At 49.0% G+C, this 19,346-nt stretch carries 17 protein-coding genes; 3 read left to right on the top strand and 14 right to left on the bottom strand.

All coding sequences use genetic code 11. The annotated features are described in order from the left end of the window. From HP399_RS08340 to HP399_RS08320, 5 genes are all read right to left on the bottom strand, one after another. On the bottom strand, positions 1 to 1,011 hold the full coding sequence (locus HP399_RS08340) for a VOC family protein (RefSeq protein ID WP_173618752.1): 1,011 nt from the start codon (positions 1,009 to 1,011) through the stop codon (positions 1 to 3). Between the two features lie 205 nt (positions 1,012 to 1,216). Next, positions 1,217 to 2,248: a FecCD family ABC transporter permease gene (locus tag HP399_RS08335; RefSeq protein ID WP_173618753.1), complete on the bottom strand. Its 1,032-nt coding sequence runs from the start codon at positions 2,246 to 2,248 to the stop codon at positions 1,217 to 1,219. Positions 2,249 to 2,250: 2 nt separating this feature from the next. Beyond that, entirely contained in the window at positions 2,251 to 3,306 is a 1,056-nt protein-coding gene (locus HP399_RS08330) for a FecCD family ABC transporter permease (protein WP_173618754.1), read from the bottom strand. A 132-nt stretch (positions 3,307 to 3,438) separates the two neighbouring features. Then, positions 3,439 to 5,031: an AraC family transcriptional regulator gene (locus tag HP399_RS08325; protein ID WP_173618755.1), complete on the bottom strand. Its 1,593-nt coding sequence runs from the start codon at positions 5,029 to 5,031 to the stop codon at positions 3,439 to 3,441. 129 nt (positions 5,032 to 5,160) lie between these two features. Next, positions 5,161 to 6,135, bottom strand: a complete 975-nt coding sequence (locus HP399_RS08320) for an ABC transporter substrate-binding protein (RefSeq protein WP_173618756.1) — start codon at positions 6,133 to 6,135, stop codon at positions 5,161 to 5,163. 273 nt (positions 6,136 to 6,408) lie between these two features. Here HP399_RS08320 and HP399_RS08315 point away from each other — a divergent pair, with 273 nt between their 5' ends. Continuing rightward, entirely contained in the window at positions 6,409 to 7,395 is a 987-nt protein-coding gene (locus tag HP399_RS08315) for an ABC transporter substrate-binding protein (protein ID WP_173618757.1), read from the top strand. Positions 7,396 to 7,499: 104 nt separating this feature from the next. Beyond that, the gene (locus tag HP399_RS08310; protein ID WP_173618758.1) at positions 7,500 to 9,146 is read left to right on the top strand and encodes an AraC family transcriptional regulator; all 1,647 of its coding nucleotides are present in this window, start codon (positions 7,500 to 7,502) and stop codon (positions 9,144 to 9,146) included. 50 nt (positions 9,147 to 9,196) lie between these two features. On the opposite strand, the gene HP399_RS08305 is transcribed toward HP399_RS08310, so the two are convergent. From HP399_RS08305 to HP399_RS08275, 7 genes are read right to left on the bottom strand one after another with little or no spacing between them, the layout of a single operon-like run. Next, positions 9,197 to 9,985: a DeoR/GlpR family DNA-binding transcription regulator gene (locus tag HP399_RS08305; RefSeq protein WP_173618759.1), complete on the bottom strand. Its 789-nt coding sequence runs from the start codon at positions 9,983 to 9,985 to the stop codon at positions 9,197 to 9,199. A 25-nt stretch (positions 9,986 to 10,010) separates the two neighbouring features. Further along, on the bottom strand, positions 10,011 to 11,174 hold the full coding sequence (locus HP399_RS08300) for a saccharopine dehydrogenase family protein (RefSeq protein ID WP_173618855.1): 1,164 nt from the start codon (positions 11,172 to 11,174) through the stop codon (positions 10,011 to 10,013). Between the two features lie 19 nt (positions 11,175 to 11,193). After that, complete coding sequence (gene phnW / locus HP399_RS08295) at positions 11,194 to 12,312, bottom strand: 2-aminoethylphosphonate--pyruvate transaminase (RefSeq protein ID WP_173618760.1); 1,119 nt, start codon at positions 12,310 to 12,312, stop codon at positions 11,194 to 11,196. Next, positions 12,309 to 13,103 carry a phosphonoacetaldehyde hydrolase gene (phnX, locus tag HP399_RS08290; RefSeq protein WP_173618761.1) on the bottom strand — a complete coding sequence of 265 codons (795 nt, stop codon included), beginning with the start codon at positions 13,101 to 13,103 and terminating at the stop codon, positions 12,309 to 12,311. The genes phnW and phnX overlap by 4 nt, the downstream gene beginning before the upstream one ends. 3 nt (positions 13,104 to 13,106) lie before the next feature. After that, on the bottom strand, positions 13,107 to 14,816 hold the full coding sequence (locus HP399_RS08285; RefSeq protein ID WP_173618762.1) for a putative 2-aminoethylphosphonate ABC transporter permease subunit: 1,710 nt from the start codon (positions 14,814 to 14,816) through the stop codon (positions 13,107 to 13,109). Between the two features lie 5 nt (positions 14,817 to 14,821). After that, a complete protein-coding gene (locus HP399_RS08280) occupies positions 14,822 to 15,871 on the bottom strand; it encodes a putative 2-aminoethylphosphonate ABC transporter ATP-binding protein (RefSeq protein ID WP_173618763.1) in 1,050 nt (349 codons plus the stop codon). A gap of 17 nt (positions 15,872 to 15,888) precedes the next feature. Continuing rightward, complete coding sequence (locus HP399_RS08275) at positions 15,889 to 16,965, bottom strand: putative 2-aminoethylphosphonate ABC transporter substrate-binding protein (protein WP_173618764.1); 1,077 nt, start codon at positions 16,963 to 16,965, stop codon at positions 15,889 to 15,891. Positions 16,966 to 17,196: 231 nt separating this feature from the next. On the opposite strand from HP399_RS08275, the gene HP399_RS08270 reads away from it, so the two are divergent. Next, positions 17,197 to 17,535, top strand: coding sequence for a pentapeptide repeat-containing protein (locus HP399_RS08270; RefSeq protein WP_173618765.1), 339 nt, complete (start codon positions 17,197 to 17,199; stop codon positions 17,533 to 17,535). Between the two features lie 88 nt (positions 17,536 to 17,623). Here the strand turns inward: HP399_RS08270 and HP399_RS08265 are convergent, their stop codons facing one another. Together HP399_RS08265 and HP399_RS08260 are read right to left on the bottom strand one after the other, a co-directional pair. Beyond that, positions 17,624 to 18,316, bottom strand: a complete 693-nt coding sequence (locus tag HP399_RS08265) for an aspartate/glutamate racemase family protein (RefSeq protein ID WP_173618766.1) — start codon at positions 18,314 to 18,316, stop codon at positions 17,624 to 17,626. 6 nt (positions 18,317 to 18,322) lie between these two features. Beyond that, on the bottom strand, positions 18,323 to 19,210 hold the full coding sequence (locus HP399_RS08260) for a sugar nucleotide-binding protein (RefSeq protein ID WP_173618767.1): 888 nt from the start codon (positions 19,208 to 19,210) through the stop codon (positions 18,323 to 18,325). Positions 19,211 to 19,346 lie beyond the last annotated feature (136 nt).

The raw sequence follows: 19,346 nt of genomic DNA, 5'->3' as shown, positions 1-19,346 counted from the left end.
CTAATTGCGAACCCATTCAAGAAACTGAGCCAATACCCGAGCGGTTAACCCCCAGATGACACGCCCGTCCACCTCGTAAAACAAATGCTCGACTGTCCCTTTTCGCCACGGATATCGCTTGCCACCCGGGATCAGATGATAAGGAAAATCCTCTTCTGGCTCGGTCATGACAGAGGAAAGATACTTCGCTGGCTGTGTTACCAATAGACGATCGAGTGGAAGGATAAAGACCTCTCCGACCTCGTCTGGATTCGGCTTCATCTCTGGAATACCTTCCACGTATCCAATAAAGGGCGTAATAATAGAGGAGCCTGGCCCAATCACCTGATCGAGCTCGCCTACATAATGAATCTGATCAAGTGGAATACCCAACTCCTCGCTTGTTTCCCGAGCAGCCGTCGCCCAACGGGATTCGTCGCTCTTCTCAGCTCGCCCTCCCGGAAAACAAACCTCATTCGCCTGTCGCCGCATAGTGCTGGCTCTTTTTTCAAATAAAATGCCTAGCTGGTTGTCAGCCATTTTGACGAGCGGGAGCAAGACACTATATGTGCCACTCGTCCCTCGTTCACGTTCTTGCAATCTCTTGGAAATCTCCTTGATGGCAGGAGCAAGGGAAGACGCCCCTGATTCCTGTGGTAAGTACTGGGAGACCTCGATCAAATTATGGTCCGGATCACGCAAATACACCGAACGAATCGGGCCGATGGCGCCTGTTTTTGGAACAGGTCCTTCCACCAAATGGACGCCGCATGCATGAATATGCTGGATGACTTGCTCCAGTGGAAGTGATGTGACAAGACATAGATCAGCCGAGCCTGCGACTGGATGCATCGCTTTTGGCTCCCATTCTTGTCCGATTTGATGCAAATTGATTTTTTGCTGGCCGAAGTGCAGGGCCTTCCTGCCGTCGCCAAAGGTTACAGCCTTCATTCCCAGGACTTTTTCGTAAAAGTGACAGGTTGCTTCGATGTCTTTTACCGTCAAAACCAAGTGGTCTAATCGATCGATCATTTGCCTTTACTCCTTCTCGTCCCGATACATGCTTATGCTGTTATTATAGCAAACACAAGGCGTTTGCTTCTTCTCCCCATTGTCCTCCAACATTTCCCTCTTTTCAATTCCCAAATTGCCTGATCTCTACTTCGCTGTATACAAAAACGAGCGTCTCCCTCGTAACTAGACGGGAAAACGCTCGCCAAATCCACAATTTGCGAAACTATGCTTTTGAACGTGCCAGCAAGTACAAGAAATACGGAGCACCGATAACGGCTACAACGATACCAGTTGGAATCTCAGACGGCTGCATGATCCAGCGTCCGATAGTATCAGCCACGATGACCAATAGCGCACCCGCCAGCGCTGATGTAGGCAAAAGCATCTCATGCTTTGGCCCCACTAGTCTGCGGGCCAAATGCGGACCAATCAACCCGACAAAACCGATGCCTCCACTCACTGCCACGCAGGAAGCAGCAAGCCCGACTGCGGCAGCCAGCAGCTTCAATTGCTCTTTGGCAACAGGTGCACCCAAGCCTTTTGCCAACTCTTCTCCCAAATTGAGCACGTTCATAACACGTGCTTTGTAAAAAACATAAGGGATTAAAATGGCGATCCAAGGCAGCAACGAAAGAACGAACTTCCAGTTGGTCCCCCAAATACTACCGGCGAGCCAAGTCGCCACAAACTGGTACTTATCCGGACTCAGCTTCAGCGTCAAGACGATCATCGCGGCACTCATCCCAGCCGCCACGGCAATCCCCGTCAATACAATACGGGTCGGAGACAATCCCTTGTGTCTCTTATATGACAATACGAAGATCAGCGCTGCTGTCACGCTGGCTCCAAACAAAGCCAACACCGGCAGCAAAAAAACAGGTGCGGCAGACGTGGATGGATAAAACGAAATGAACAGCATCACCATCAAGCCAGCACCAGCGTTGATCCCTAAAATACCGGGTTCGGCCAATGCATTGCGGGAAATCCCTTGAATAATACACCCGGATACCGCAAGTCCTACCCCAATCAGGAGGGAGATAACAATCCGCGGCAAGCGGAATTCAAACAAGATCAAGCTTTGTTTGTCTGTTCCAGAACCGATCAGCGTCATCAGCAGATCGCTTGGTGACAACCGTATGTAGCCTGTGTTCATACTGATGATAAACGCGATGAAAATGAGGATAGCGAGTATCGTCATAACCGCAAAGGCTCTATTTCTCTTGCGGGTTTGGTAAAGGGAAACAATATGCTGCATGATTACATCTCCCTTCTTTCTTTACGCGCCAAGTAAAGGAAGAACGGTACACCGATTAGCGCAATAAGTGCCCCTAACGGCGTCTCATACGGCGGATTTACCATTCTTGCGGCCAAATCGGCGAAAACGACGAGCAAGCTGCCCAAAATGGCTGAGCAAGGAATGATCCATCGGTAATCAACCCCAACCAAAAAGCGGGTCATATGCGGAATGATCAATCCAACAAAGCCTACTGCCCCAACAACGGCAACCGCTGATCCAGCCAAAATCAGAACGATGATCATGCCTGCCAGTTTCACTAACGCCGTGCGCTGCCCCAATCCTTTTGCAACATCTTCTCCAAGACTGAGCATCGTGATGGAACGCGACAGCATCATGGCACCAATAAGGGCAGCGAGAATCCACGGAAACATGACTTCGAGCTGAAACCATTTGGTTCCCGCCACACCGCCTGCATACCAGAAGGCCAAATCTTGTCCAATTTTAAAGTAAAGGGCAATCCCTTCGCTTAACGCAGACAATAGTGCGGTCAATGCGGCACCCGCCAAAACGAGACGCACGGGAGTCAAGCCACCTTTTGCCAAGGAACCAATCCCGTAAACCATACCTGCCCCGATGCCAGCGCCTAAAAAGCTGTAGAGAATCAGGTACATGAACGGCAGACCCGGGAAAAAAGCGAAGCAGAGAGCCAAAACAAATCCGGCACCTGCATTCAAACCAAGCAATCCGGAATCTGCCAGCGGGTTGCGTGTCATCCCTTGCATGATAGCACCTGCAACAGCTAGACTGGCCCCGACCATTGCACCACCGAGCAGGCGCGGCAAACGAATCTCCTGAATAATTTGGTGTTGCGTAATATCAGGATTAAATTGAAAAATAGCTTCCCATACGACAGCAAAGTGGATGTCCGCTGCTCCAAATGACACAGATAAAAACATCCCCAGTATTAATGCGAAAACTCCGCCGGTCAAAATTAGCGTCGCTGCCCAAGGGCGAGAGCGAAACGCAACCGGCTTTCCGTTATTCCCCTCTTTTAGGGAATGTGCGTGTTGACTCATACGTGCCACCTTTTTTTCGTTAGTATGGAGCTGAGTTGTTTTTGATGATATTGATTCTTATTATCATAATAGAATTTTAGGCGATGTATGAAAATAGTGTCAATGGACAAACGCGCACTTATCTTTGTATATTTACGCTAACACCCGCAAGACATCGTCGACCTTTTTGCCGTTGGCGATCACACCGTGATTCATCCAGGTCATGAAATCCACCTGATAAGCCCTCTTATTTTGGACAGCAGGAAGCGCATGCCACACGGGATGGTCGAGCTGTAGCTGTTCAGCACCCGCTTTTCCCTGATGCCATTTGTCAAAGGCGAAAAAAATGTGATCGGCATCCAGTGTTGACAACTCTTCCCACGATACCCCTTCTCTCACCTGCTTGGCAAATTGTTTTTTTACCAGCGGAGCCGGCTCCATTTCCAAATCTTGAAACAACACCTGCGATGTGTAGTTTTTCTCCACGAGGATTTGATCGGCCGATATGCGTAAGAAGGCTACCTTCTGCCCTTTGAGACTACGTCCCATTACATTTTTGGCAGCCCTTACTTTCTGTTCATACTGCTCGATTGACCGCTCTGCCAATTCACTTCGACCCAACCGATCACCGAGGGTACGCAATGTTTTTCGCCACTCAGGTCCGTACTGCCGAATCACGCATGTAAGGGCGATCCGGGCACATTTGGCATACACATCCGCCTTCCAGCCTGTACACTCCCGAAGCATAATGACATCTGGTGCACGACTGGACAAGAGCTGCACGTCATCTGTCAGCACATCGTACGCCGGTACATCATGAAGGTCCAAATAGTCCTGCTGCCCCCAATATGTATGCGCCCATTGAACGACGGGTCGAATGCCGAGGGCTAGCAAATAATCCTCCATATAAAGAGAGACGACTCGTAAATCATCCCGATGAATGTTGCGATATTTACCTGGCGCGAGCCCTACACTCTGCTTAAAACGACGATTGAAATAATACTCGCTGTTGAATCCGACATTTTGGGCAATCTCGTGGATCCGATCACCTGTCATGAGCAGTAGCTGCTTCGCCTGATTCATCCGCAGATGATGGATGTAATCAAGTGGTAGTTGTCCCGTCATTTCTTTGAAGAGCTGTGTATATCGCCAACGTGCAACATGCGCTTCCTCTGCCAACTGCTCTACGGTCAGCGGCTCCTGGTAATGCTCCTCTACATACGCAATTGAACGCTCAACAGCTCTCCTCGGGTCCAAACTAGTTTTGCCTGGCACATTTTGCTGGGCCAAAACGCATAGCAATTCCTCAAACCGCACGTGATTATAAAATCGTTGCAGCGCCTCCGTGGCATCGCGATGCTTGTAAATCTCCGCAATCGATTCAACGACACGTGAAAAAGGCGTGCAGGTCAACTCACCCATACAGAAAAAATCCTCAGAAGCTTGTTCCTTCGTCGGAGCTCCCGTGTGGACGACACGAAAAGTCAGATAATAATAGTCGAGAACGTGACTCGTGCAACTGATCCGAACGTTCTGACGCGGTGATGCAATCCAGCAACGCTCCCGCGTAAACCGATATGTCGATGATTCGATTTCAATGAGCCCTTCTCCGTCTGTTGCTACAATCATCGTGTAGTCTTCCGGCTCTTGATAGTCCTGCCATCTTTCCACATTTACTTTTTGAATGGCCGTCATTGCGAAAAATGATGGTGGAGATAGCTTGGCCCCGGATGCTTCGTTATTCATCTCCCTCACCCTTCTCGTGAGAATGATTATCATTTAATATTATAATGAGTAAACATCCCGCCGACAAGCTCCACAAATAAAAAAGAAAGCGCATCAACCGAAATGACGCGCTTTCTCTACTGAATTCGATTACTTTACAAACGCTTTGACCAAGTCGTCTGCCTTCTTCATATTGGCCAGCATGGCACCGGATTGCCAATGTGTCCGCTCCATTGGGTAGACATGACCTTTTTTCACAGCAGGAACAGATTTCCAGATCGGGCTCTCCAAAATCTTGAGCGCATCCTTGTTTTCTTCGGAAGTCCACGTGCCGTTCGACGGGAACACAATGATATGGTCTGCATCGATAGCCGGGATGGCTTCTTCTGATAATACCACGTGTGTTTCTTGATTTTTGGCAGCGGAATATGGCGTAAGGCCCAACTCCTTATAGAGCATGCCTGTGTAAACATTGCCATCTCCGAAGAGGGCCAAATTCGGCTTATTTCCCACGTTCAAACGAATGACGGCCACCGTTTCGTTGCCAATCGCCTTTTCAAGCTTTGCCTTGGTATCCGCAATTTTCTCATTATACTTTTGGATCGCTTCGTCTGCTTTTTCTGGAACGCCTAGCACCTCGGCGATTTTCTTGAGTCTTCCAATCGTGTCGTTACGGAGTTCATCCGGCAGCTTGTACGTAGGAGCTACCTTGCTGAATTCCTCGTATTTCTTAGGATCAGCGTAGCCATCCACAATGATGATATCCGGATTGGCTGCAAGTAACGCTTCAATACTTCCCGTAATATCAAAAAGCGGCACGTCCAGCCCGAGGTAATCCTGTTTGCCCCACGCCGGGTGATACCACTGGACAACCGGGGTTACACCCAGTGCTGTCAAGAAGTCCTCCTGATAAATCGCCGCTACTCGCTTTGGATTTACCGGAATTTCTACATCGCCATAGGCGTCTTTAACCACTTTGGTTTTTGCAGCGGTGTTCTCTGTCGATGCTTTCTGCTCAGTGGATGTTGGCTCCGCTGCTTTTTCTGCACACGCAGTTAACACGAGCATCATGATCAATAATAATGCCATCCATGCCAATCCTGCATTTCGAACCGTTCTTACCATCTTTCTACCCTCTCTCGCATCTGTTGATGATTATCGAATTGATACTCATTCTCACTATTTGCATCCTGATCATATGTGTTTCCTCGCCATCTGACAATGCATTTTCTCCATTATTTTTTGTCCAAACTCCACAACTGTCCGTGTGAAATCCTTCCCTTTGTACAAAATCAATGATGGCTATATGACGTTTGTCCATTGAGCTGTTAAGCGATATCTGATAATGATTATCATTGAAAGCAAGCAGATTCAAACGACTACTGGAGGAAAATAGAAATGAAACACATGCGCAACATAAGCGGAACACTAGGAATCTTCATACTGACTAGCAGCTTGCTCATCGGATGCAGTCCATCCGCTTCGCAAGCAACTACCGCTTCCACGCTTGGACAAGAAGCAACGAGCACAACGAGCAGCGCGGCTAGTCAGAAAAACCAGACGCGTCCATATACTGATTATCTCGGGCATGCAGGCAACATCCCGGTCTCCCCTGCACGAATCATCTATTCCGGTGAGACCTTTGGCGATATGCTCGCGTTGGGCGTGAAGCCGATTGGGGGATTCGGGTACGCCAACCAAATCTTTGAGGACCAGCTGCACGATGTCGAGAATGTCGGTTTTCCCATTAATCTCGAAAAGGTCCTGGAATTACAGCCCGACCTGATCATCCATGCAAATACCGAAGAAAAAGAATATGAACAGCTATCCAAAATCGCCCCTACCGTCATTTTTGATACATTCGCGCCGTTGGAAGAGCGGATGACCCAGCTCGGAGATATGATTGGAAAACCCGAAGCAGCCACCAAATGGCTTGCCGATTACAAGCGCAAATCGGAAGAGATGTGGAAGAAGCTGAAGGAGTCTGGCATCATGAAAGAAGGAGAAACCGTCTCTGTCTTTACCTATTATCCGGGTGATCGGCTGTTTGTCATGGCAAGAACAGGGCTTTCCCAAGTCCTCTACGATACAAATGGATTCAAGCCGACTGCGCCCATTCAGGAAATACTCGATGCACAAAAAGGATTTGAACTCATCTCTGTGGAACGTTTGCCCGAAATAGCGGGAGATCGTATCTTTATACTGAATACTGCGAGCGAGGAAGCGGAGAAATCAACGCAGGAGCTGCTAAAATCACGCATCTGGAAGGACCTCCCTGCTGTTAAAAACGGATATGTCTACTTTATCGACATCGAAAAATCTAGCAGTGATGCGACAACAAGAGAATGGCTCCTGCAAAGGATTCCTGAAATCCTGGCGAAGTAATGAAATAGGAGAAGCTTTTCAACAATGATTGAAAAGCTTCTTTCTTTTGTATACGATGGATAGAACGAATGATAATGATTCTCATAAAAAGGAGGGCACAACCGATGCTTCACTCTATACCACCTCATCCCCCGCTCGGTTCCCTTCATTTTCAGTTGTGTAAAGTAGAGCGGACGGCTAGTCCTTCACCCACTCCCTTCCATACCCTGCTCTTCTTCACAAAAGGTTACGGCAGCCTCCGTATTGACGACCAAACGACTTCACCTTTGGCAGGAAAGTGTTTTTTACTTTTACCGTCTACCCCTTTTGCTATCGAATCCTTGTACGACAGCGCGATTGATTGCTACCAAATCTCGTTTACCGTCATTCAGTTCGATGCAGACAATAGACCACTACCGTACCCACACGCACTGCTTGATGGCCGTATCGAGCTGTCGGCTCACCCTTCTGCCCGGCTCTTGCGCTTATGTGAGGCTTTGCTCTTGGGCCGTTCAACTTCTTCTGAAATGGACAGCTTTTGGCAGCAATTGCGGTTCCAGAAGCTGCTCGGATTTTTGCTGGAGCAAAATCTCTCTCCTGACCATATCCCTAGCAAGAGCAAAGAGGTCGAGAACAGCATTGCTTATATCCAACAAAATTATCAAGAGAACATGACGGTCAAGCAGTTGGCACAACTGGCCAATGTGCCGTCGTGGCAGTACACGCTGCTCTTTCGCCAGTTGACGGGTAAAAAGCCTTTGGAGTATTTGACCGCACTGCGTATTCATCATGCGAAAAAGCTCCTGAAAAGCTCGAACGATTCATTGCGGGACATCGCCTCGCAGGTCGGCTTCACGGATGAGTATTACTTCAATCGTCGGTTTCGAAAGACGACCGGTTACACGCCAAGGCAATATTCCAGGCTGACTCACCGCATGGAGCTCGTGCAGGACTGGACAGGGCATGAGGTAGAGATCCCTCTTCAGCCACAACGCATCATTTATATTGGGGAGACGTTTAATGATTTGCTCGCGCTCCATGTTGAAAATATCGTCGGCGGGAATTTTACCTGGATGGAACGAACGATCTATCGAGACAGGGTGAGACACATGCACGATATCTCCTTTCCTGTTGACTATGATCATTTGACGACATTGAAGCCAGATCTGATCATTTTCGCAAACGCAGAAGAAGACAAATACAAGCAGATGAGCCAGATTGCCCCAACACTCACGTTTAATTCATTTGCTTCGCTGGAGGAACGGTTGCATACACTGGGAGACTGGCTGGGGAAAAAGAACGAGGCGCGAGAATGGCTCAGGAAATACCACACGAATGCTACCGCTATGTGGAATCAGCTCTGTTCCGAGCTTGTGCCGGGTGAGACTGCATCTGTCTTTATCCATGGGCAAGGCGGGCGACTGTTTGTAATGGGCACTTCAGGACTTTCCTCCGCCCTCTACCATCCAAACGGTTTTTCTCCTGTGGATAAAATTCAAGAAGTATTGCAAGCTGGCTACGGCTTTATTGAAATTCGAGAGGAGGACATCCCCCTGTACGCAGGCGATCGGATCTTTATACTGCTGTCCGAAGACCCCGAATCGCGTCAGGCTACCATCGCATTCATGCAAAGTGATAGGTGGCACAGTCTGCCTGCCGTTCAGAACGGCTATGTCTATGTTGTAGAAGCGCAAAAATGGAATTATGGCGCTGCCCTTACCAGAGAGAGATTGCTGCATATGCTGCCACTTTTGCTGCGCCATTCTTCCTAAAGCCAACAGGCCAGCTTCCCTGTCGTGGGGAATCGCTGGCCTGCTTACTACTACTCCTCTGCTACCATCCATGCTACATTTTTTGCTTGGAGTCCTTTATTCCATTCTGCTGGTGCTGCCGTATCGCTGATCACGATGTCGACCTCTCCCAAGTCTGCGATCTTGCACAATGTGCTTACCCCGATCTTGGAGTGGTCCGCTAGCACAATACTTTCATTGGCATTTTCGATGAAACAACGGGCGAGTTCCGTTCGATCCGGCTCATAGCAGGTCAAGCCTTTATGGAGCAAGATGCCGTCTGCCGCGATAAACGCCTTGTCCACATAAAATTGTTTCATCATCTTCTCTGCATAGGTCCCGCTTACCCGATGATGCTTGGCGCTCACCTTTCCACCTAGGAAATAGATGTCTGCCGCAAGCATTCCATTGTTTTGGTACTCGATTAATCGATTCAGCGCTGTGATCGAGCTAGTGAGGATCGTCAAATCTTTTTTCGTCACGAGAAAGCTGATCATTTTCAAAGGCGTTGTCCCTTCATCGATGACAATGGTATCGCTGTCTTGCACCAAGTCTGCAGCCAACCGTCCAATCCGTTTCTTTTCTTCCGCTCGCAAGACTTCACGGGCAAAATGAGAAGGCTCAGAGCGCTCCACTGTCAGCTTTACGGCTCCGCCATAAACCCGCTTCAGCTTTTTCTCCGCTTCCAGCTCTTCCAAATACCTGCGGATCGACTCAGACGAGACTTGCAGCTTTTCGACCAGTTCATTGGTCCGCACCTTGCCATTGGAATTGATCAACTGCAAAATGATTTGCTTACGCTCTTCCCCGAACAACGACACGACGAATGTCCCCCTATATCGTACTTTACGTCATTTCGATCTTCTCTCCATGGATGTAAATCTGACGTTTTGCCAGCTCGTGAAAAATCACAGCCGGATCAAATGCTTCTTCTGGAGTTATGACGCCAATAGCTTTTACGTTTCCTTTTGCGATCTGCTCAGTCGCAATCGCCAGCGGGATTCCTACGTTGCGGGTATAGGCGCGCAGCCCAGCCCAGTCAGCTACAGAGCCGTCAGATGCCGGATGTGTATGGTACAGGATGTGTCCTACTTTGCAACCGTCCTTGGTACCTGTCACCTCGACATGAAGAGAATACCCGTATAATTCCGTCTCTTTTCCCTCCCTAGAATTGTAGAGGTATTGGGAGATACAATCAAGGATTCCTACCTTTGTTTCGCCTACCGTGATGGGATCGTTCCGTAAAAAGCCATAATCATAGAGGGCTTTGACCAGCTCCATGTTTTGCTTCGGCCATGTTCCCCGCACCTCGATCAGCTTTACCCCTTTTGGAGACAAAGCCTGTGCGAGCGTTTTTGTCTCTGCATGAGGAATGATGTACTGAATGGTTTTTCCATACGGCTCGGGAAGCTTTATTTCGCGTGGGCGAGCAAATGGCGGGACTTGAATGAATGCGCCATTTTCATAGACGACGCGCCCTGGCAAATCTGGATCATACTCATAGGTCGTCGTCTCTGTGATCGATTTGGAAAAGGCAATCGGGCGAAAGGAACCGTGGCTGACGCGGACTTCGTCGACTTCATCGAGCTGGTTCGCTGCATGCATCGCCATCATTTGGGTCAGTCCAGGCGTCATGCCAAAGCCTGGCAGACAAGTCTTCCCATGGTCGCGAAAGATCGCATCCGATGCGTTTTCTTCCCCAAAACCGTTCAAATTGATGCCATGGCAGCCAGCCTCCGCAATCGCAGCAGTAGACAGGCCGTTCAGCGTGATCGTGGTTCCGTCCATGACGATGTCGTAACCGCGCATTTTTTGGACCGTATCCGCATGATCGCGTACATTTACCGGAACAAAATCTACGCGTGGATCGTTCAGCCACTCGACTACCTTGCGACCTTCTTCTTCATTAAAATCGCCGATCGTGATCTGCTCAAAATCCGAATGCATCACGAGATCGAGCACAGCTTCTCGACAAATATTTCCCGCTCCACCCAAGCAAAACACTTTCATCACGATAGCCTCCCTTTATTTACTCCAGCCAGAAACGATTGTTTTCCATAGCAGCGATTAATCTCTCGATATCCTCTGGGTAAACCTCTCCGATATTGCCAATCCGAAACGTGTCCGCTTGCGAGATTTTGCCCGGATAAATGACGAAGCCTGCCTGCTTTAACCGCTCATACAGCTGTGCAAAGGTGAATGCTTCGCTTTCGGGATAATAAAAGGAAGTGATGAAGGGCGATTGCGATTCTTTTGGCAACAGGATGCGAAAACCAATGCGCTCCATGCCTTCTGCGAGTAGCTGCTGATTTCGCTGGTAACGCTCGTAGCGTTTTTCAACTCCCCCTTCTGCCTCAAGCTCTATCAGTGCTTGATAAAAAGCTCGCACGACATGAGTCGGAGAAGTATAGCGCCACTTTCCGTTTTGCTCCTCCATCGTCTTCCACTGGCTGTACAAATCGAGGGACAACGTACGGGCAATCCCTTTGCATTTGATGAGCGCAGAAGTTTTGGCAATGACAAAACCAAAGCCAGGCACACCTTGGATGCATTTGTTTGCGCTTGAGATCAGGAAGTCGATCGAGAGCTCTGCTGCATCCATCGGAATGCCACCGAAGCTGCTCATCGCATCTACGATATAGACTTTTCCGTACTTCTTGGCGACTTCACCGATTTCTTTGATGGGATTGAGCATGCCGGTAGTCGTTTCTGAATGCACGACAGCCACATGCGTGATCGTTGCATCCGCTGCTAGTTTCTGCTCCACTGCCTCTACATCGGCTTTTGTCACTTCGCCAAAATCAATTACCTCCGTCGCGATTCCATGGACTTGTGCCATTTCCACGATCCGATCCCCATATGCGCCATTCGTCAGGACGAGCAGCTTGCCGTCTGCGGGAATCGCACTGCTCACCACCGCTTCCACACAAAAGGTCCCGCTGCCTTGCACCAAAACGCTCGTATACTCCTCTACCTGCGAGGTTGCCAATCGGACGAGCTTTTGGCGGATTTCCTGTACCAGTTCATTGTAATCCCGATCCCAGGTGCACCAGTCCCGCAGCATTGCCTCGCGTACGGTTGATGAAGTGGTTAATGGTCCGGGGGTGAGCAACAAGTACGAATTGTCGGTTGGTCGTGTCTGATTCATGGTCTCTCTCCTCCTGCATGACGCATCTCGATGTTTTTTAGCACCTCATCCAAGCATCCGATCTCCTCGATCACGTAGTGCGCACCCGCCGCCATCAGTCGTTCTGTTGCGATAGCCAACCTTTTATCCAGCTCTTCCTGTGGCATACTCATCACTTCCTCCAAGGACAAGCCGAGCTCGCTTCCACCCTTCAGGACACCAACGGTCCACATCCCGGCGTTTCTTCCTTCTTTCATATCGCTTGTCGTATCACCGACTTTGACCATCTCGTTCATGGGATATACATCCAGCAGGATCGCATTTTGATAGCACATCCATGGATATGGACGTCCAGCAGGCACTTCACTCGGGGTGACCAGTGCGTCTGGCTCGTAGCCCTGTTGTTTAGCTGAGGCCGCTACGACGTTCATCATTTCTCTCGTGTAGCCTGTGGTCGAGCCGATTTTGATTCCTTGCTCGCGCAGTCGTCCTACCAATTCAATTGCTCCCGGAACAGGAGTGGCGTACTCGTGCAGCGTCGCCATCAGCATCGGTTCAAAGTCAGCGTACAATTCGTCCACATCCGCTTCATTCGGAAGTCGACCGTAACGCTCTTGCCAAAGCGCTGCTACCCGCTCCATTTTGCAAAGTGCCTGGATATGATCGCGCTTGAGCATCCCCATCGGTTCGCGCGCTTCTGCTGCTGTCAGCTCAATCCCCCGGTTTTTGAACACCTGCAAAAAGACAGCTAAAGGAGCGAAACATCCGTAATCTACCATCGTTCCTGCCCAATCAAATACTACTGCTTTCATGCTTTATGCCACCTGACCTTTCTCTTGGTAGGACCCTGTTGTCCGCTTGCGAAGTTTGGATGCGATCCATTCTGCGCCAGCACGTGCGATGATGTTGAGGAAAACGATCAATACCGACATCGCTGCTGCCGGAGCCACATCCCCTGCGTCATCCATGTTGATGATGGAGACAGATGCCAACTTGAAATCCGCTGCGTACAGAAAAACAACCGCCGAAATCGTCACCATCGAGTTGATGAAAAAGTACACCACCATTTCGACAATCGCCGGCATACAGACGGGAATCGTGACGCGCCACAATAGCTTTGTCTGCGAGATCCCCATGGACTCTGCCGCTTGCTCGAATTCGGGATCGAGCTTTTTCAACGCGCTCGTTGCTGTAATGAAGCCAACTGCGAAAAAATGAATGACGTTCGCCAAAATCAAAATCCAGATCGTTCCGTACATGCCGTGAAATGGATTTGATGGATTATTGAAGAAGAAAATGTACGCTAGTCCAATGACCATCCCCGGCAATGCCAAGGGGAGAATCGACAGGAAGTATCCAGCTTGGCGAAGCCCCTTCCACACTTGGGATTTTTCAATGGTGTAGGCGGTAATAAACGTGACCGCCGTCCCGATCACTGCCGTCAGCAAAGCGACCAGAATACTGTTCCACAGTGGCTCGATCCCTTCTCCGGCTACGTTGGAAAAGTCGTAATGATCCAAGCCGAAAGTCAGATTGTACGGCCATACTTTGATGAAAGAAGCCAGTACCACCGCAGCCATGAGAAGCAGCAAAAATCCGCTGACGCTCACACAGAGAATGAAATAAAATAAGTCGCGCAAACGATTTTCCTTGATTCGATACGGTTTGGACTTGGCTGTTACAGCCGCGTGTTGCTTCCGCTCAACAATCCGGTCCACGATAAACGCCACGAGAGCGGGAATGATCAAAAGCAGCCCAACCGTTGCTCCCATCGTCATATTTTGCTGACCGATGACCTGCTTGTAGACGTCTGTCGCCATTACGGAAAACTGTCCGCCGACAACCTTTGGTGCCCCGAAGTCAGTAAACGAGAGAGTAAAACAGACAAAGCAGGCGCTGACGATACCGTATTTCACGCTAGGAATCGTTACTACAAAAAATTTGCGCCAATGGTTCGCCCCGAGCGTATCCGCCGCTTCGTACAGCTGATAGTCGGCAAAAGCAAGGGAAACAGCGAGAATCAAATACGCTTGCGGGAAAACATAGACGATCTCCGCCAAAATAATCCCCACTTGGCCGTACAAATCGATGTCCCATTGAAACGGGAGCAACCCGAAGATCCCCGTCGTCACCAGCCCTTGATTCCCAAAGAGGTAGGTCAGGGCGATTCCGTGCATCATCGTGGGCGCAAACAGCGGCAACAGCGCGATCGCCCGAAAGACTCGTTTTCCGCGAATCCCGCTGCGCGTCAAGGCATACGCGAACAGAAAAGCGAGTGTGACTGCGATCAGCGTCGTCATCGCAGAAATGTACAAGGTATTATTCAGTGACCCTGCCAGTGCTGGGGTGGAAAAGTACGTAACGAAATTGTCCAGGCCGATGAACTGACCGTTCTTGTTATAGAATGCTTTGGAAAACAACTGGCCTAGTGGCAACAGAACACTCGCTGACAATCCAAGTACGACGAGAGCGATGAACCACTTTTGCATGGCTTTTCCATCGAAGAGCGATGTTATTTCCTTCATGCTGCTCACCCCTGTTCCTCTATGGCTGGCGCATGCTCAAAGGTCAGCAAATTCTCCAACGGAAACTCCAGCCACACCTTTTTGCCTCGGGCAATCCCAATTCTTTGTGCCTCGGCCGCTATCAAATCGATTGTCAGAAGCTCTTTTTTTATCTGGCCTTCCTCTTGCCACGCTAGAAAGATTCGGTAAAAAGCACCGCGAAATTCTATCTCGGAAATCGTCGCAGGTATGGCGCATTCGGATTCTTGCTGCAAAATCCGCACATGCTCCGGTCTGATCGCAAGTAAGCGATTCGGATCAGATTGCTCATTCTCAAAGCGACTGTACTCAAAAAAGTTGATCGCTCCGATAAAATCAGCAACAAACGGAGTGGCTGGGGTGTTATAGATCTCCTCGGGTGTGCCTACCTGAACGACCTCGCCGTGATCCATGACGACGATCTTGTCTGCCATGGTCAATGCCTCATCTTGGTCATGCGTGACCATCACTGTTGTCATGCCGTACTGCTCATGCAAACGCCGAATCTCCCGGCGCAGCTTTTGTCTTACTTTTGCATCCAATGCGGATAGTGGTTCATCTAAAAGCAAGACATCCGGCGATAGAGAAATCGCTCTCGCCAAGGCAATTCGCTGCTGTTGACCGCCTGAGAGCTGGCTGGGATATTTGGCGGCGGCATGAGACAAATCAACCATGTCTAGCGCCTCTTCTACTTTGGCTGCGATCTCTTTTTTCCCTAGCTTCTTTTCTTGCAGGCCAAAGGCAATATTTTCGGCAGCCGTCAAATTGGGAAACAATGCGTACGATTGGAACATCATCGCAATGTTTCGTTTTGCTGGTGGCAGGGAAGTAATCTCCCTGCCTCCCAGGATCATCTTGCCTGTCGTCGGCTGTTCCAATCCAGCCAGCATTCTCAGTAATGTCGTTTTACCGCAGCCACTGGGACCGAGTAGACAAACAAATTCATTCTCGTCAATTTCGATGGAAATGTGCTCCAATGCGGCAAACAAACCAAAGCGTTTACTGACCCCTTGAATGGATAGATAGGATTGTGTCATGCTGTTCTCCTCGCTGCTTACTTGGGTTCACTCTTGGTCCCGTATCGTTTTTCCCACTCCGCCAAGACGTTGTCACGATTTTGTGCGGCTTGATTCAGGTCGAGCTTGATTAATTGCTTGATCGGATCTACTGCGTAGCCTTCCGGGAGTGTCGCGCCTTCTTGCTTAACACTGACGATGGCGAAGTTTTGGTTATAGGCTTTCATGACTTCATCGGAGATGGCCCAGTCCAAGAACAGCTTGGATTCTGGCTTGATCTCACTCTTTTTGATCAAGGCATTCGCCTCTACATCCCAACCCGAGCCTTCTGTTGGGAAGACGACTTCAACGGGTGCGCCTTTTTTCTTCTCAGTAATCGAACGGTAGCCGAAGGAAATGCCGATTGGATATTCGCCGGATGCGGCCATTTTCGCTGGCTTCGAGCCGGAATGCGTGTAGATCGCCATATTTTCATGCAGCTTGTCGAGATACGCCCAGCCTTCTTGCTCCCCTTTCAGTTGCATGATTCCGTTGATGGTGAGAAGCCCAGTTCCAGAAGACGCCGGATTTGGCATCACGATCAATCCTTTGTACTCTGGCTTGATCAGGTCTTCATATGAGCGCGGGATCGGCAAATTGCGTTTTTCTAGCTCTTTTGTATTGACCGCGACCGCTGTCTCCCACGCGTCGATTCCTACCCAGCTTGCAGGTTCTTTGGAATCCTTAAACTCCGGGGATACCTTCTCGATTCCTTTCGGCGAATACCTTTCGAGCATGCCTTGCTGTTCGAGTACAAGCAGGCTTGTCGCTGCTGTTCCCCATACGACGTCTGCTTGTGGATTGTCTTTTTCCGCCAGTAGCTTTGCTGTGATGATTCCTGTAGAATCGCGGACGATATTGACCTTTACATCTGGATATTTCGCTTTGAAGGATTCCAAATAGGTTTTGATCTGGTCATCCTCCAGCGCCGTATAAACCGTAATCTCTCCTGAGGCGGTTGTACTTTCCTTTGTGGAAGTTTGTGTGTTTGGTTGTGACCCTGGTGCTTGTCCACATCCTGCTAAAAACGCGATTGATAGAACGGAAGCAAGTAAAGGATAATGCCATTTCTTCATGAGAACCTCTCCTCTTTGCGGAATGTTCATTTCTTGGTTCCTACGACACCAATCTTACGGGGAAAATATTAAGCGGATATGAACGCAACGTAAATTGATTGTTTTTATGTGTGTTTGGTTGCATTTTGTTGTTTTTTAACACGAATACAAAACAACTGGGTAATAAAGGAAAAACAAGGCGTATGTCGAAGTTAAAATACCTTCATTCATAATTCAAAGGGGGATATGAGGATGAACCTAAAGGTGGAGCCGTTGGATTTGCAAATGGCGGATATATCAGGTTCTAAATGGCAGGAGGTTAGAGCTGAGGAACTTGATATTGATAATGTCAGCTTGGCAAAGACCAAAATCAACAACGTAAATATGAGTCAAATGACTTTGAATGATGTGAATATGAGTGGAATCAAAATCTCCAACGCAAATTTGTCAGGCTTAGGCATTCAGCGCTGTAACCTTACTCATGGGCAATTCAGAAATTGTGATTTATCCAATGTGGAGATAACGGATTGCGACATTACTGGGTTGAAAATAAACGGTATCTTGATCTCGGATTTACTCAAGGACAAATAAAGGACATGCACGTTTGTACAAAAAAAAGACTCAGTCATCCATTCAAGTAGAAAATGGGATGAACTCAGTCTTTTATTTTTCCTATCATCTACCGCAAAGCAGCCTCTACAGCCGCCTCTGCATGAATCGCAGTCGTATCAAATACCGGAACCGTACAATCTTCGGCCGAGATCAGCAGACCGATTTCCGTACAGCCAAGGATAACTGCCTCTGCACCTTCCTTGACCAGTCTCTCAATAATCGCCTGGTAGGTACGTTTGGATTCCTCGCGAATAGTTCCGACGCAGAGCTCATGATAAATGATGTCATGGACGAGTTTTCGCTCTTGTTCATCCGGCAGCAGTACCTCCAATCCATGTACATCACGCAGACGCCCTATATAAAAATCCTGCTCCATCGTAAATCTCGTCGCAAGCAGTGCCACTCGTTTATGCCCGTGGTTTGCGATCGCTTGGGCAGTCGCATCCGCGATATGCAGAAATGGCAGGCTGGTCGCTTCCTCGATAGCATACGCTAGCTTGTGCATCGTATTTGTACAGAGAACGATCAGGTCGGCTCCTGCCGCTTCCAGACTTTTCGCCGCAAGCGCCATCCGCTCGCCGGCTTCTTCCCATCGTCCTTCTCGTTGCATTTCTTCGATCTCGGCAAAATCAACAGAATACAGGATGCTTTTTGCCGAATGCAAACCGCCCAGCCGCTCCTTGACGGTTTCATTGATCAAACGATAGTAGACCAAGGAGGACTCCCAGCTCATGCCGCCAATTAATCCGATTGTTTTCATTGTTCTCTACTCTCCTTTGTCGTTATCGTTCCCATACGCGTTTTTCCATCCCGCCTGACGAAAACGGGTCTGTAGCAATTCATGCGCCTTTTTCGTACGTAACGAAGTATCCAACGGAATCCCTCGTTCTAGCGCCTCCGCTTCTTTTAACAAGGTTTCTTTTACACCATCAGCATTCAGCCCTAATGCCAGAGCCATCTTTTTGAAAAAAGAATAATAACTCTCTTTCTTTGCTGGACCGAGATGAAGGGTTCCGAGGTAAGAGCCGTGCAGCAATTCGTGAATGGCCTTTCCCACGTCTTCCACATGGACAAACGTCTTGTACAAATTACCTGACCGGCTTACTTCTCTGCCAGCTTCCAAGTCTGCACACATCGAAGCGACGCGTTTATCCCATTGTCCAACCACATTGCGACCATAGATTGGGCCCACTCGCACGATGACATGGTTGGGATGCCGCTCGCGAATGCGTGCTTCCCCTCGTATTTTGGCATTCGAATAAGTTGCTATCGGGTTTCTCTCCTCTAATGGCTCAGGCGGATCTTCTTCCCGATAAGAGCCTGTTCCTCCTCCGAAAATACCGTCTGTGGAGATGAAGATGAATTTGCTCTTTTCCGGCAACTGAGAAAGCAGAACATCCAAGCCTTTTTCCATTAGCTCTCGTTCATCTGTTGCACTCATCAACGCCCAAATGACAACATGCGGCGAAAACTCTTGCAGTTTCGCTGAAAAAGAAGGGGTATCAGTCACATCGACCCGAAGTAATTGATGGACAGCTTGTGCAGAAAAGCATGTACCCATCAGATCAATGGCATTATCCCGCAAAAGCTCCTGATAGACTTGACTTCCCAAGTAGCCGCTAGCCCCGAGCAACAATACGCGGCGTTTCTCCATGGCATGTCCCCTCCAGCGCTTACCATTTTCATTATGATCTAATATACCACTATCTCCCATCTGGAGCGACACAGGCTGCACTGGCAGAACTTAAAATGTTATATCTCGTAACGATGGATGTCCTACGAAAATGTAC

Source organism: Brevibacillus sp. DP1.3A (assembly GCF_013284245.2).
Classification (GTDB): domain Bacteria; phylum Bacillota; class Bacilli; order Brevibacillales; family Brevibacillaceae; genus Brevibacillus.
This window is presented reverse-complemented; position numbering and strand designations above follow the sequence as displayed.

What these genes read in the sequence shown, in the direction of transcription:
- HP399_RS08340 (WP_173618752.1), bottom strand. Translation starts at nt 1,011, where the DNA reads ATGATCGATCGATTAGACCACTTGGTTTTGACGGTAAAAGACATCGAA.
- HP399_RS08335 (WP_173618753.1), bottom strand. Translation starts at nt 2,248, where the DNA reads ATGCAGCATATTGTTTCCCTTTACCAAACCCGCAAGAGAAATAGAGCC.
- HP399_RS08330 (WP_173618754.1), bottom strand. Translation starts at nt 3,306, where the DNA reads ATGAGTCAACACGCACATTCCCTAAAAGAGGGGAATAACGGAAAGCCG.
- HP399_RS08325 (WP_173618755.1), bottom strand. Translation starts at nt 5,031, where the DNA reads ATGAATAACGAAGCATCCGGGGCCAAGCTATCTCCACCATCATTTTTC.
- HP399_RS08320 (WP_173618756.1), bottom strand. Translation starts at nt 6,135, where the DNA reads ATGGTAAGAACGGTTCGAAATGCAGGATTGGCATGGATGGCATTATTA.
- HP399_RS08315 (WP_173618757.1), top strand. Translation starts at nt 6,409, where the DNA reads ATGAAACACATGCGCAACATAAGCGGAACACTAGGAATCTTCATACTG.
- HP399_RS08310 (WP_173618758.1), top strand. Translation starts at nt 7,500, where the DNA reads ATGCTTCACTCTATACCACCTCATCCCCCGCTCGGTTCCCTTCATTTT.
- HP399_RS08300 (WP_173618855.1), bottom strand. Translation starts at nt 11,174, where the DNA reads ATGAAAGTGTTTTGCTTGGGTGGAGCGGGAAATATTTGTCGAGAAGCT.
- phnW (WP_173618760.1), bottom strand. Translation starts at nt 12,312, where the DNA reads ATGAATCAGACACGACCAACCGACAATTCGTACTTGTTGCTCACCCCC.
- phnX (WP_173618761.1), bottom strand. Translation starts at nt 13,103, where the DNA reads ATGAAAGCAGTAGTATTTGATTGGGCAGGAACGATGGTAGATTACGGA.
- HP399_RS08285 (WP_173618762.1), bottom strand. Translation starts at nt 14,816, where the DNA reads ATGAAGGAAATAACATCGCTCTTCGATGGAAAAGCCATGCAAAAGTGG.
- HP399_RS08280 (WP_173618763.1), bottom strand. Translation starts at nt 15,871, where the DNA reads ATGACACAATCCTATCTATCCATTCAAGGGGTCAGTAAACGCTTTGGT.
- HP399_RS08275 (WP_173618764.1), bottom strand. Translation starts at nt 16,965, where the DNA reads ATGAAGAAATGGCATTATCCTTTACTTGCTTCCGTTCTATCAATCGCG.
- HP399_RS08270 (WP_173618765.1), top strand. Translation starts at nt 17,197, where the DNA reads ATGAACCTAAAGGTGGAGCCGTTGGATTTGCAAATGGCGGATATATCA.
- HP399_RS08265 (WP_173618766.1), bottom strand. Translation starts at nt 18,316, where the DNA reads ATGAAAACAATCGGATTAATTGGCGGCATGAGCTGGGAGTCCTCCTTG.
- HP399_RS08260 (WP_173618767.1), bottom strand. Translation starts at nt 19,210, where the DNA reads ATGGAGAAACGCCGCGTATTGTTGCTCGGGGCTAGCGGCTACTTGGGA.